We start from the raw sequence: 14,318 nt of genomic DNA, 5'->3' as shown, positions 1-14,318 counted from the left end.
AAGTAGAGGAGAGAGAAAGATGAAGAAATTAGTGTTAACAATGCTTTCTATTGCAGGTATGATGCTTTTTACAGCATTACCGGCAAAGGCATGTACATCTTATTATGTAGGTAAAGATTGTACAAAAGACGGAACAACGATGTATGGACGAACAGAGGATATTTCCTCCCGTAAGGACAAAGTTTATAAAGTAATTCAGGCCAAACATGTTGGGAAGAATGCAGTATATAAAGATGAATCAGGTGCGACAGAATTTCAGGCACCGATTAAAGTCGATACAACGTACCGTTATACGATCTGCCGTGATAATGAGGGAGATGAAGATGGATATTTTGGAGAATTCGGTACAAACAGTAAAGGTGTTACAATGTCTGCAACGACATCAGCATCTGCTGCAAGGAGTATCAGACAGTACGATCCATATGTAAAGAATACAGGTATTACAGAAGAGAATCTTACAGATTATATTCTCTGTCAGGCATCTACAGCACGTGAAGGTGTGGAGATTTTAGCTGATGTAATGGATACAATTGGTGCAGGCGAAGGGAATGGACTTTTTATAGCAGATAAGAATGAAGTATGGTATTTCGAAATGTTATTGGGTCATAATTACTGTGCAATTAAAATGCCTTCTAATAAAGCAGCAGTTATTCCAAACTGTCTGGTCATCGGAGATGTGGATTTAAGTGATAAAGAGAATGTTATTGCTTCTCCAAACCTTGTAAAAGTTGCAAAGAATAATGGATTCTATGTTCCAGCACAGGACGGAAAGGGCGATATTAATGTGAAGTTATCTTACACAGGTAAGGGATATAGTGCTGGGAATGCAGACAGAATTCGTGGTGGACAGTATTTGTTAAACGGACAGGATAACACAGCCATTTATACAGATGATTATCAGGATATTTTCATTAATGTTAAGAATGTTACTGTAGAAAAGTTATATGAATTAGCTGGATATCGTTATGAGAACATGAACTTCGGAAGAGATATTTCACGAGTAATTGGCGTGAAGTCCTCAGCGGAATGTCATATTTTCCAGATTGATTCATCTATGCCGGCAGAACTTGCTACGGTACAGTGGGTATGTATGGGTAATGCAGATATGTCAACATTTGTACCATTCTATGGAGCATTATTAACAGATGTATCAAGAGCATATAAGATGGAAGCACACAATTATAATTCCCGTGCTGCTTATTGGATTTTCCGTAATGTAGGTTTCTTATGTGAAGATGGGGATAATAGAACGGCATATGGAAAAGGTGTAAAACAGTTCTATACTGCATATATGACAAAGATGGAAGAACTTCAGAAAAATGTAAATGCACAGATGCTTAATGTTTACAAGAACGACAAAGCAAACTTAGAATATTATGCAACAAAGCTGGGTATCGCGATTGGTGATGAAACAATGGATTTTGCCAAGGCACTGTATGCAGATATCCAGACATGTAAAGCAGATGGAACAACATATGAAGTATCCAGTTTAAGTGCAGATGATATTACTTATGATTTATCTATGGTAGCTGCACCGGCTAAGAAGGCAGAGAGTATAACTGTGACAAAGCCGGATACACAGATAAAGAAGGTAGCTGCACCAGCTCGTGTAAAAGTAAGAGCGAAAGCTTTAAAAGGCAAAAAGGCAAAAGTAAATCTGAAAAAAGTGGCACAGGCAAGTGGTTATGAAATTATGTACTCTACAAATATGAACTTTACAAAGAAAGCGACAAAGAAAGTTTCTACCACAAAGATTACAAAGACGATCAGAAAGCTGAAAAAGAAAAAGACTTATTATATCAAGGCAAGAGCTTACAAATTAGATGGTAAGACAAAAGTTTATGGAAAATGGAGTCTTATAAAGAAAGTAGTTATTAAGAAATAATTTACGAAGTAAGTAGAATATAATAGTATAGATCAGTATCCTTTCAAATTTATCAAAAACAGAAAAATAACTTTCTCTTTTACGTTTACTGTAAGGGAGAAAGTTATTTTTCGTCTATTGAAAAAAAATAAATCTTATGTTATGATTCCACAAGTGTATTGTTAGAAAAAATAGTGGGAGAATAGAGATGGAACAAGAAAAGCAAATAGAAAAGCAAATAGAAAAGAAAGTAGAAAAGAACATACAAAAGAAAGATATTTTTGATAAGATTATGGCGCTTCCGGGATTGAATATTTTTGAGAGCATTTATTATAAATATAAAGAAGTATTGTTATATTTATTTTTTGGAGGGTTAACTACAGTCATCAGTATTGGTTCTTATAGTTATTGTGATGTGGCATTACATATGAATCCTCTTGTAGCGAATATTATTTCATGGATTCTGGCGGTATTATTTGCTTATGTAACGAATAAAATATGGGTATTTAATGCAGAGAGACATGGAGTAAAGGAAGTGTTTTTGGAAATCATCAATTTCTTTGGCGGACGTTTGTTTACATTAGTTGTCGAGGAAGTGATTCTTTTGATCTTTATTAACAAACTGCACTTCAACAGTATTTTAGTAAAGGTTGCAGCACAGTTTGTCGTAGTTGTACTGAATTATATTATCAGTAAGCTTATTGTATTTCGTGAGAAGGAATAATCTCTGTAACAAAGAGATCATTATGATTTACTTTGAAGTGAATATCGAAACCTGCGTAGTTCATGCCGTAGATTCGTTCTGGATCATGCTGGTAGGAAGGTCGTGGGTCAAGGGAAAGGCAGTCTAAGAGAGACTGTCTTTTTTCTATGGGGATAAGGTGCAGTAATCCTTCAGGACAGTGGATGACAAGACGGTGCTCTAAAGCTTTTGTGGAAAAGCTTCCGGAAGCTTCCGGATGGGAATCGGTAAAAGCAAGATATGGTTTGATGTCGTAGATTGGAGTACCGTCTAATAAATCTGCACCGGAAATATAGAGCAGTGGTCCTTCCGGAGAAGTGGGGATACATTTTTCTAAGCGTACAGAGGATAGTCCAAGAGGGTTTGGGCGGAAAGGCGCACGACTGGCAAATACTCCTTTTCTTTTATTTCCGCCGAGTCTTGGCGGGCGGACGGTTGGTGTCCACTTGTCACGCTGATTTTTGGAAAACCCCCAAATAAGCCATAGATGGGAGAATTCTTCGATTCCGCGGATGCAGTCCTGATTGCGAAATGGTTCTGTAAATACGATTTTAGCCTGCAGGCTGTTTACTAAACCGCTTTGGCGTGGAATGCCAAATTTTTCTGAAAAATCAGAGTGAATATAGGCAATCGGCTGCAGTGATAATGAAGCGGCAGGGGTGCTGGGGGAATGTTGAAAAGAACTATGTTTAAAATGTGAATCTGTAGGTGAAAATTGTTTTTGTTCCATAAATGATTTCCTCAATAATTTCCTTAAATATTTGTATTGTCGTAATTTCGTTCATATTTTTAGTATAGTGGGTTAAGTTTACAAATACAAGTGCAAAAAAGCTAATTGGGACAAGATAGAAATTGCGTAAAGATAGAATTTGAGTTATAATAAGTAATAATATGCCGGAATGAATGGATAATTTTTAGAACATAAAGCAGCGAAAAATGTCCGGTAAATATAGGAGGATAAAAATGAGAGTTTTAGACAACTTAGTGCCAGAAAAGGTGTTTTATTATTTTGAGGAGCTTTGCAATATCCCACATGGCTCAACGAATACAAAAGCAATCAGTGATTATTGTGTGAATTTTGCAAAAGAAAGAGGTTTGGCATATCATCAGGATGCGGAGAATAATATTATTATCTTAAAGAATGGTTCAAAAGGATATGAGGATTCCAAGCCGGTAATTATTCAGGGACATCTGGATATGGTATGTGAGAAGGAAGCTGACTGTACGATTGATTTTGAGAAGGATGGATTATCTTTAGCAATCGATGGTGACTATATTTATGCAGAAGGAACTACATTAGGTGGAGATGATGGAATTGCGGTAGCAATGGCATTGGCGATTCTTGATGATGATACGCTGGAACATCCACCGATCGAAGCAGTATTTACTGTAGATGAAGAGATTGGTATGCTTGGTGCGGTAGCAATGGATTGTTCTTCTTTGAAGTCTCGTCTTATGCTGAATCTGGATTCTGAGAATGAGGGACATTTTCTTGTTGGATGTGCCGGAGGAATGAGAGTGGATTGTGAATTCCCGGCAGAGAGAAGACGTTGGAACGGTAAGCTGGTTTCTATTCACGTAAGTGGCGTGACAGGTGGACATTCCGGTGTAGAGATTCAGAAACAGGGAGCGAATGCGAATGTTGTTCTTGGAAGAGTTCTTTATGAATTAAAGAAAAAGGCTGATTTTACAGTTGTATCTGTAGATGGTGGATTAAAAGATAATGCGATTACAAGAAGTGCAAGAGCAATCCTTATGTTTGCACCGGGTCAGGAAGATCTTTTCATGGATATCCTTAAGGAACAGCAGGGAATCATTGAAAAAGAATACCATAAGACAGATGCAGGCATGTCTATTGAAGGATTTTTAGAGCTTTCTAAAGAGGATGCAGAAAGTGTTGACGGTGTGCTTCCTATGACGGATGTCTGTGGTAATGCAGTAATCACAGCACTTCGTACATTCCCTTGGGGTGTGCAGAAGATGAGTAAGGATATGGAAGGGCTTGTACAGACTTCTTTAAATCCTGGTATTTTAGAAACAAAAGCAGATACCGTTTCTCTTGTATTTTCTGTACGAAGCAGCGTAGCAAGTGAGAAAGAAGAGCTTTATGATAGATTAGTATGTTTGACAGAAAGTCTTGGCGGAAAGGTAAGCCGTTCCGGTGATTATCCTGCATGGGAATATGTAGAAGATTCCAAGCTCCGTATTTTAATGGGAGATACTTATCGTGAAATGTATAAAAAAGAGCCTGTAATGGAAGTAATCCATGCTGGTGTTGAGTGCGGATTATTCTCCGAGAAGATGCCGGGTCTTGATTGTGTATCTTATGGACCAGACATTTTTGACATTCATACACCACAGGAACGTCTCTCCATTTCAAGTACAAAGAGAATTTACGAATATACTGTAGAAGTATTAAAGAGGCTTAAATAGTGGAAAACAAACATAAGGTGCAGTGTTACGCTGCACCTCTTGAAGGGATTACCGGGTATATTTATCGTAATGCACATCATAAGTTTTTTCATGGAGTAGATAAATATTTTACTCCGTTTGTGACCCCAAAACCGAAAAAAGGCTTAAATACCAGAGAGAAGAATGACATTTTGCCAGAACATAATCAGGATATCGTAGTTGTGCCGCAGATTCTTACGAATAAGTCAGAAGATTTTATAAAAGTGGCACAGATGATGGGAGAGCTTGGGTATAAGGAAGTGAACCTTAATCTGGGATGTCCATCCGGAACGGTTGTTTCTAAGAAAAAGGGAAGTGGTTTTTTGTCAGATCTTGATGGGATGAAAGCTTTTTTTGATGAAGTTTTTTCGGGAGTGAACCTAGCTGTTTCTGTAAAGACAAGACTTGGCATGGAGAAGCCAGAAGAAATAAAAGACTTGATCTCTCTGTATAATCAGTTTCCGGTTTCGGAAGTGATCATTCATGCAAGGGTAAGAGAAGATTACTATAAGAATCCGGTAAACTACGAGGCTTTTGCAGAAGGTTTTTCACAAAGTATACATCCAGTCTGTTATAACGGAGATATATTTTGTGCGCAGGATATACAGGAAGTAACAAAGCGATTTCCTAAACTGTCGGCTGTGATGGTCGGCCGGGGAATGATCGCGAATCCTCAGCTTACAGAAAGTTTTGACTGTGCAGGAGACAAAAGCTTAGAATTTTCAAAAGAAGACATAGATTATGCCAGATGGAAGGCATTTCTGGATGAGTTGTGCTATGGATATGAATATATTATGTCTGGCGGAAGAAATGTTTTGTTTAAATTAAAAGAAGTATGGTCTTATATGATTCCACTTTTCCCGGAATGTGAGAAGTATGGAAAGAAGATAAAGAAGGCAAAGACAGTTGCGGAATACCGTACGATCGTGAACGCTCTTTTCCGAGAAGCAGGAGTGCAGTAGATTATGGTATATCCCCGGAGGTGAATAACATGTGGAAGAAAATAACAGTTGTAACGATGATTTGTATACTGTGTGTTTTTTTCTCTTTTCGTATTACAGATGCAGCAGAAGTATCAGGAATAGAACGGGATGTTACGGATTATAAACAGATATCCGCTTTGATATCAGATACATGGGATGATGATTACTTTGAAAAAATGGTAATTACTCCGGGAACAGATACGATGGAAAAAGATGGAGAACAGGAACAGGTTTCAGATACATTTGATGTTAGTTCTTCAAAAGCAAAGAGTATAACAAAGTCAGAAGATGTTTTAGATAATTATCTTGATAAGCAGGATGGCGTATATGAAGTTAAAGAGAATACGGACGGAGATTTAGAAGTGACCGCACCATATCAGACGAAGCGTCTTATTGTGGAAAGTGATCAGGTAAAGGATACTTGTGGTGCATCAGAAGTTTATGTCAATGAAATGGATCATGAAACGATTTTACAGTATGATTCAGAGGAAAAAACGGAAGAAGCCTTTCAGCAGTTAAGCCGGACTTATTCATCCTGTTATCCGGATAAAGTAGTTTCTGTTGAAGATTCTACGATGGGACTTCCTCTTTCTCAGGGGGGAGAGAATGGCCAGGGAACCTATTCCTGGGGAAGCGATTATATGGGATTGAATGAATTGAAGAAGCAGGCTGCTTCAAACGGGTATACAAGACGTGTCACTGTTGCGGTAGTTGACACAGGAATTGATACTTCCAATGTTTTATTTGCAGGACGAAAAGTTTCTTCACAAAGTTATAATTTCTTTGGGAATAATCATAATGTACAGGATACCTTTGGACATGGTACCCATGTAAGTGGGATTATCGCAGATGCTACACCGGCAAATGTTGAACTGCTAGTACTTAGAGTATCTAATAATGAAGGAAAGTCTTCTTTGCTGACGATAAAGACAGCATTGCAGTACGCTGTCAGCAAAAATGCAGATGTCGTAAATCTGAGTATGGGATTTATTGATGTGAATGCCAGCTTATATGATTATCTTGATTCGACAATTGATAAGGCATATAATAGAGGGATTCCTATTTGCTGCGCTGCCGGTAATGGAGAAGGTGGAAGTAAAGGTGTGGATGTTCGTTATTGTTATCCAGCCTGCTATAGTAAAACGATCGCTGTTTCAGCAATTGATTCAAGCCAGCAGCTTGCCAATTATTCCAATCGTGGAAGTGCCATTGACTTTACGGCTCCGGGAAGTGGTATTGTCAGCGCTTACTATAAAGGGAACTTTGCGACAATGTCAGGAACATCTATGGCAGCACCTCATATTACAGCGGCGATTGCTTATTTAAAAATGATGCAGTCTAATTTATCGGTAGATGGTATTTATCGGGAATTAAAATTATACTGCAGGGATCTTGGTTCCAAAGGAAAGGACAGTTATTATGGATGGGGCTGTCCGATCATGACGAATCTGTTTCAAAGAGGAATCTCCCATAAGCGGTATATCGTTATTTTCCGTACAACACTGAAAAGTGTATCCAATGTAAAGAAGGGAATCAAAGTTAGCTGGAAAAAGGCATACGGTGCAGATTCCTATTATGTTTATAGAAGAAAGAATAAGGGATCATGGAAAAAGGTAGCGGTCGTGTCTTCTTCAAAAGATTTTTACATTGATAAAAAGGTTAAGCAGGGTAAGAAGTATTCTTATAAAGTACGGGCATATAACGGGGGCGTGTTTGGAGGATTCAGCTCAGTAAAGAAAGCATATTTCTTAAAGCCACTGAAAGAAGTAAAGGTACGGCGCAACACCAAAAGAAAAGCAAAGGTTTTCTGGAAAAAAAGAACATACACAACAACGTATCAGGTTCAGTATGCGACAAACGCTCGTTTTAAAAAGGCAAAAAAAGTATCGGTAAGCCGTAAAAATGGGAGCCTTATTACTAAACAGTTAAAAAAGAAAGTATATTATTTTCGGGTGCGCTATTCTTATAAAAAGGCTGGGGTGAAATCCTGGTCTGGCTGGTCAGAAATCCGAAAGATAAGAATACGTTAAGGAAACCTTAGAAGAGAGTAAAAAAGTAAGAATGAATACAGAAAAACAATCGGAAAATACAAATACATTTTCAGAACAGACAAAACGATTAGAACAGCAGATCAACTTTATCCGCGAGATGGATAAAGAAAAGTTTATTGGCAGGCAGACTTATTTATCAGATGGAAAGAGGAAAGAGAATGATGCGGAACATGCATGGCATCTGGCATTAATGACGTTCCTTCTATCAGAATATGCCAATGAACCGATTGATGTATTAAAAACAATGGTCATGGTACTGTTTCATGATGTAGTTGAAATTGATGCCGGTGATACATATGCTTATGATGAAGAAGGAAAGAAGACTCAGGCTCAAAGAGAGCAGAAGGCAGCCAAAAGGCTGTATGGTCTTTTGCCGGAAGATCAGGGAGCAAAGTTAAAAGCAATCTGGGAAGAATTCGAGGCAAAGAATACACCGGAATCCAGATTTGCACATACGATGGATAACTTGCAGCCGGTCATACTAAATGCTGCGACAAACGGGAAAGCCTGGAAGGAACATGGAGTATATCTCAGCCAGTTTATGGGGCGTCAGAAAGATACACCAAAGGGTTCTGAGGTATTATGGCAGTACGAGTGGGAGAAGCTTGTAGAACCATTTTTGAAAAACGGTACGATAAAAGATGATTCTCTTCGGGAATAATAATGTAAGGTAAGTAGCTTTCGTGTTAATAAGAAGAAGGAGTGTAATTCAAGTCGAGCTGCTGCGAGACTTGGCGCGTGATTCTGGTCAGCGTAAGCTGACATATTCTTTACAGAATCACTGCGCATCCTCGCGGAGCGTTTATCTCAGTCGGAGATTGGACTCCCACTGAGACAAATTTGCTGTCACTCACCACCTGAAAGAGGTGGGAGTCTTCTCGACTGAGATTTTTATTTTTATATTTTAAAAGCCTGCCTAAAATTTTACTTAAAATATTATAGGAAGAAAATCAGCATATCGATTAAAAATACCGGAATCAGACAACTGAGTGACCAGAACATATATCCAAAGAAGGATGGCATCTTGATACCGTTTTCTTCTGCAATAGAGCGTACCATAAAGTTTGGAGCGTTACCGATATAGGTATTGGCACCCATAAATACGGCACCACAGGAAATCGCCATCAGAACCGCCTTCGGAATAAAACTGGTTAGCGTTTGTACACCGGAGGTAAATCCAAGAGAAGCTGCGGTAGTAAAGAATACCAGGTAAGTTGGCGTGTTATCAAGGAAGCTTGATAGTGCTCCGGTTATCCAGAAGAACTGCCATGGCTGTGTCAGTCCAAGATCAGCACCTCGTGCTTTCAGAATAAGAAGTGCCGGGATCATGGTGATAAAAATACCGATGAAAAGAATGGCAACTTCTTCGATGGCATCCCAGGTAAAGTGGTTGCTGTCTCGGATTTCTTTCTTTGTTGTTTTAAAAGAAAGATAGGCGGAAGCAAGTATCATTATAATTTCGATAATGGAAGCATAGGATAAGGTTACTCCCATGATCGTAAGTCCTTCACTGAAAACAGGAAATGTTGTAGGAAGGACACCGCTTAAAATAACTGCTGCAACAATGATAAGCATAAAGGCAATGTTGTGAGCACCATCTAAGTGAAGTTTAACACGCTCGCTTTCCGGACGAATCTCTGGTTTAAAACCATCAGCGATATCCTTCTTGTATGCTTTTGTATCAATCAGGAAAAACAGAGTAAGCAGGATAAGAACATTCAGGAGCATTACAGGAAGCAGATTAAGACTCCAGAAGAATCCAACACCGTTCATAAATCCCATTAAAAGAGGCGGATCACCTACCGGTGTGAGACAGCCGCCGATATTAGAAATAAGGAAAATGAAAAATACCATAATCTGCACTTTGCGCTGCCGCCATTTATTTGCTCTTATGATCGGGCGGATCATGAGCATACTTGCTCCGGTTGTTCCAATCCAGCTCGAAAGCAGGGTTCCGATGAGGAGTAATACAACATTTACTTTTGGGTTACCGGTCAGATCACCTTGTAAACTGATGTTACCGGCAACACAGAACAGACCAAACAGAAGAACAATAAAGGTAAGATAATCACCGAGTGTTACTTCTATTAAATGTTCTAATGCAATATGTCCACCGAAGATTACAGCGAATGGAATGAGAAATAAAAGAGACCAGAAAGCAACGACCCAGGGTTTATGCTTTTCCCACCATTCTTCTTTTATCAGAGGAAATATGGCAATACTCAGGAGCATTCCAGCAAAAGGAATACAACTCCAAAGAGGAAGTGTAGTTCCAAGTGCAGTATCAGAGAGCGCTCCGTCAGCAGCAAATACATGGAGTGGACTAAACAGCAGAAAAGCAGAAAGTCCGGTCAATAGTTTTTTCATTTGTTCAACCTCCTGTATCTTGGCTTGGTACTTATTGTAGCTTCACTAATACGGTACACCTTCGTATGAAACGGTATTGTGAAACTGCCATAATCTTATTATGGGCGCACTTCACCAAAATAATAAAATAACTAAATCAATACTAAGACGAAGCCTTTTTAATGTCAAAGGACAATCATTTGGATTTGTCTAAAATAGCACAAAAAGTTATGAAAAATGTTAGAAATTTATTTAAAAATAAATTAGGAAAAAACTTTTGTATCTGTTTAAAAATAGAGCAATGTTTGCTATAATATGACATATCATGGAAAAGGGAAGGATATAGGACGTGAAAGAAGAAATTAATATAATAAACCAGGTGAATAACGATACAACGCCAATCGTAAGCCTTTCCATTACGAGTCTGGATATTGAGGTGGAAGAGGGACGAGTTTACAAAGATTCCTTTTTCATTGAGAGTGAGAATAAGATTCCGATAGAAGGATATGTATGTACAACCAGCGATAAGATGGCAGTAGAAGTAGAGCGGCTTGCGGGAATCCGTCAGGAGATTCCTTTTTATTTTAAAGGCAAGCTGGCGACGGCGGATAGCAGTTTTGAAGGAGACATAGTTCTCATTACTAATGGGGGCGAATATACGATTCCTTACTCTGTCAAGGTCATACATAAATATATAGAAACTTCAAAGGGAAGAATATCTACGATGGAAGAATTCGTAGATATTTATAGAGAGAATCGAAAAGAGGCGATGGAATTATTTTTCCTGCCGAATTTTGAAAAAGTATTTCTGGAACATCTTCCAGAACAAAAGAGCTTATATCACAGTCTCATGAAGAGCAGATCAAGAAGTCTTATCTTAGAAGAATTTCTTACAGCGGCAGGATATAAAGAACCGACGTTTCTTGAAGTATCTGGTGAAAAGATTGTAATGGAAGAGAGCGATACGCAGACTACTTTGTCAATAGCACTTACTTCAGCAGGGTATGTAGAAGGAAGAATTTACAGTGAAAAGGGACAGGTTCAGCCATCTGTGAGCCGTTTTTCCAGTGATGATTTTACAGAAGGAACGTTTTCATTTACGATAGAGAAGAAACAAAATCTTCGGAATGGAAGCGATGTTATACGAATCGATACAGTTCGGCAGGATATAAAGATTCCGGTTGAATGGTGGACAGAGTCTTCTGCTTTGATAAAGGATAAAGAACAGAAGCTTTTATTAAAGAAGAAGCGGGCGGAACTTATGCATAATTATCTGTATTTTAGGACAGGAAGTATTGGATTTGAAGATTTTGCGGAAGATTCCGGACAGGTTTTAAAAGAATTGTATCGTTCTACTGAAGAGAATGAATGGAAGCTTTACCGAATGCATTTCCTGTTAATGGAAGAACAGCAGGAAGAGGCGAAGGCGGCGATGGAAGCTTTAGAAGAGATTGCACAAAAAGGCGGTTTTAAACCGTTAGAAGCGAATTATTTTCTTTATCTTAAAGCAATGTATTACCGGACTCCGGAGGTGATCAGCAAGGCGGTTACCGGAATAAGAGAGTTTTACGAATTATCAGAATATAAGGCAGAGGCGCTGTGGATGCTCATTTATCTTGATAGAGAGTATGTGTATAATAAGCGGCTTCAGTATGATACGATACGACAATTATTTGAAGATGGAAATAATAGCAGCTTATTATACTTTGAAGCGTGTGATATTTTAAATGAGAATCCAAATTATATGGAAGAGCTTGGCAAGTTTGAAATCAGTATTTTCCGATGGGGAGTAAGATACGGCTATATTTCACTGGCGCTTTCCTATCAGTTTGCCCGGCTTGCTTTAAAGATGAAGTTTTATAATAAGGCAGTATTTTATATTGCACAGAAGTTATATGGTGTTGAACCGGATGAGCAGTTTTTACAGGTGATCTGTTCCCTTCTTATAAAGGGGAATCGAACAGGGAAGGAATACCATGAATACTTCCGTCTTGCAGTGGAGGCAAATCTTAAGATCATAGGATTGAATGAATTTTTTATCCGCAGTATGGATTTTACAACATATGATATTATTCCGCAGAGAGTGCTTATTTATTTTACCTATAGTAACAGCCTTGATTATCTGGAAAAGGCATATCTTTATAGTAATGTACTGCGTAATAAAGAAAGTTATGAAGAAGTGTACGGTGCATATTATTCTAAAATGCTTCCATTTGTGGAAGAACAGCTGTTAAAAGGAAGAATTAATGAACATCTGGCATATCTGTATACTTGTTTTCAAAAAGAAGTTCTTGAAAAGCCGGATAACTGGAAGTCAGTATGTGATATTTTATTTTATCATAAGCTGATCTGTAATAATCCGCATATCAGCGGTGTCTATGTTTCCTGTCCGGAAACAGAGCAGGAAAGATACTATCCACTTTCGGCGGGTGTAAGCTATGTGGAAGTATATAATAGCAGAGCCGTATTTTATTTTGTAGATAATAATGAGCAGCGATATGTCAGAGATATTGCATATCAGTTAAAGCCATTCTTATCAACAGAACAGTTTGAAAAAGAATGGATTCGCCGTAACCTTTCTAATAAGAAGATTTTATTAATGGAATCAGAGAAGATGAACGAGGGAATCAAAGAAGATGGCATAGCCGTTCTTCAGCAGCTTACATTTAACGATGATTTTGTACGCTGGGTTCAGACAGAGGCAGTTGAGAAGCTGCTTACCTATTATGAGAATCATCAGGAAAAGCGAAGTCTGGCCAGATGGCTTGGAAAGATTGATTACTCGAATATTTCTGTAGAATTTAGAAAGACATTAATGGATTATTATATGGAAGTCGGCATGATGGAGGAAGCTTTCTTTGGAATCGAATTATATGGATGTGATATAATGGGTTCCGCAAAGATTCTTCGTCTGGCATCCTTTGGTGCGCAATATTATCAGGGAAAGAAGGATGAGGAAACACTTTCCTTAGCGTATGCGGCATTTATTCGAAAGAAGTGTAACAAAGATACACTGACGTATCTGATGAAGCATTTTCAGGGTGAAACAGCAGTACTTTTGGATATTTGGGAAAGAGGCAGGCGCTTTGGCCTGGAAACGGCTGATTTTGAACGAAAGATTCTTGAACAGGTCATGTTTACCGGTAATGATACAGAAGGCGTATTTCCGGTATTTGAATCGTTCTATCAGACCAATGAGGGAGATGATCTGATTGACCGTTATCTGGAATATGCATCGATGAAAGAATTAGAAAGTTCTATGGAATTGAATGACTTTATGCATATGGCGATCGGTCAGGAGATTGTAAATGGCCGCATGGAAAACCGACATTCCAGAATTCATTTCCTGTATTATTTTGCCGGAAGAGAAGAATGGTATGATACCATTAAAGATACGGCAGTATACATTATAGAAGGCTTTTTGCAGGAAAAGTTTTATCTTCCGATTTATCATGCGTATGCGCAGTGGGTTCATTTTCCAATCTATTACAGAGAATTGACATTCCTGACATACAGAGGACGTGCGGGGCAGCATGTTACATTGAATTATCAGATTGATGGAGAACAATATTCTTTCCGTAATCTGAATTTGGAAGAAGTTCTTCCGGGAATGTATGTCTGTCATATGAATTTCTTCCAGAGAGATCATGTAAAGTATCGTCTAGAAGCAGACGGAAAGCTAGTTGCGGATGAGAATGCCCTGGAATTTGAAACATTTGAATATGAAGATGGAGAGGAAAGCCGTTTCTTTACATTGAATTATTTAGATACGGAAGAAGCATCACTGCCAGAGTTAAAAGAATATCTTTTAAAAACTTTTTTTGCAGACCAGTGTATGAAGCTTTTGTAGATAAACCAGTGTATAGTGGTTCAGAAAAACA

9 protein-coding genes are annotated in these 14,318 nt (G+C 38.4%); 7 read left to right on the top strand and 2 right to left on the bottom strand.

The annotated features are described in order from the left end of the window. The first annotated feature begins 19 nt into the window (after nt 1–19). Nucleotides 20–1,885 (top strand): C69 family dipeptidase, encoded by a 1,866-nt coding sequence (locus EHLA_RS11670; protein ID WP_096240962.1) that lies wholly within the window; start codon nt 20–22, stop codon nt 1,883–1,885. Nucleotides 1,886–2,072: 187 nt separating this feature from the next. Further along, the gene (locus EHLA_RS11665) at nt 2,073–2,588 is read left to right on the top strand and encodes a GtrA family protein (RefSeq protein ID WP_096240961.1); all 516 of its coding nucleotides are present in this window, start codon (nt 2,073–2,075) and stop codon (nt 2,586–2,588) included. Here the strand turns inward: EHLA_RS11665 and tsaA are convergent. Next, entirely contained in the window at nt 2,563–3,336 is a 774-nt protein-coding gene (tsaA, locus tag EHLA_RS11660; protein WP_096240960.1) for a tRNA (N6-threonylcarbamoyladenosine(37)-N6)-methyltransferase TrmO, read from the bottom strand. The genes EHLA_RS11665 and tsaA overlap by 26 nt on opposite strands. A gap of 233 nt (nt 3,337–3,569) precedes the next feature. Here tsaA and EHLA_RS11655 point away from each other — a divergent pair, with 233 nt between their 5' ends. From EHLA_RS11655 to EHLA_RS11640, 4 genes are read left to right on the top strand one after another with little or no spacing between them, the layout of a single operon-like run. Next, entirely contained in the window at nt 3,570–5,039 is a 1,470-nt protein-coding gene (locus tag EHLA_RS11655; protein WP_096240959.1) for an aminoacyl-histidine dipeptidase, read from the top strand. Continuing rightward, nucleotides 5,039–6,019, top strand: coding sequence for a tRNA dihydrouridine synthase (locus EHLA_RS11650; RefSeq protein WP_096240958.1), 981 nt, complete (start codon nt 5,039–5,041; stop codon nt 6,017–6,019). The genes EHLA_RS11655 and EHLA_RS11650 overlap by 1 nt, the downstream gene beginning before the upstream one ends. A gap of 29 nt (nt 6,020–6,048) precedes the next feature. Further along, nucleotides 6,049–8,070, top strand: coding sequence for a S8 family serine peptidase (locus EHLA_RS11645; RefSeq protein WP_096240957.1), 2,022 nt, complete (start codon nt 6,049–6,051; stop codon nt 8,068–8,070). Nucleotides 8,071–8,101: 31 nt separating this feature from the next. After that, on the top strand, nt 8,102–8,752 hold the full coding sequence (locus tag EHLA_RS11640) for an HD domain-containing protein (protein ID WP_096240956.1): 651 nt from the start codon (nt 8,102–8,104) through the stop codon (nt 8,750–8,752). A gap of 275 nt (nt 8,753–9,027) precedes the next feature. Here EHLA_RS11640 and EHLA_RS11635 read toward each other — a convergent pair whose 3' ends face one another. Then, on the bottom strand, nt 9,028–10,458 hold the full coding sequence (locus tag EHLA_RS11635; RefSeq protein ID WP_096240955.1) for a sodium:proton antiporter: 1,431 nt from the start codon (nt 10,456–10,458) through the stop codon (nt 9,028–9,030). A 328-nt stretch (nt 10,459–10,786) separates the two neighbouring features. Here EHLA_RS11635 and EHLA_RS11630 point away from each other — a divergent pair, with 328 nt between their 5' ends. Beyond that, nucleotides 10,787–14,287, top strand: coding sequence for a DUF5717 family protein (locus EHLA_RS11630; RefSeq protein ID WP_096240954.1), 3,501 nt, complete (start codon nt 10,787–10,789; stop codon nt 14,285–14,287). Nucleotides 14,288–14,318 lie beyond the last annotated feature (31 nt).

It is taken from the genome of Anaerobutyricum hallii, assembly GCF_900209925.1.
GTDB classification, from domain to species: Bacteria; Bacillota; Clostridia; order Lachnospirales; family Lachnospiraceae; genus Anaerobutyricum; species Anaerobutyricum soehngenii.
Note: the sequence above shows the minus strand (reverse complement) of the source record. Positions and strands in the feature narration are given on the sequence as shown.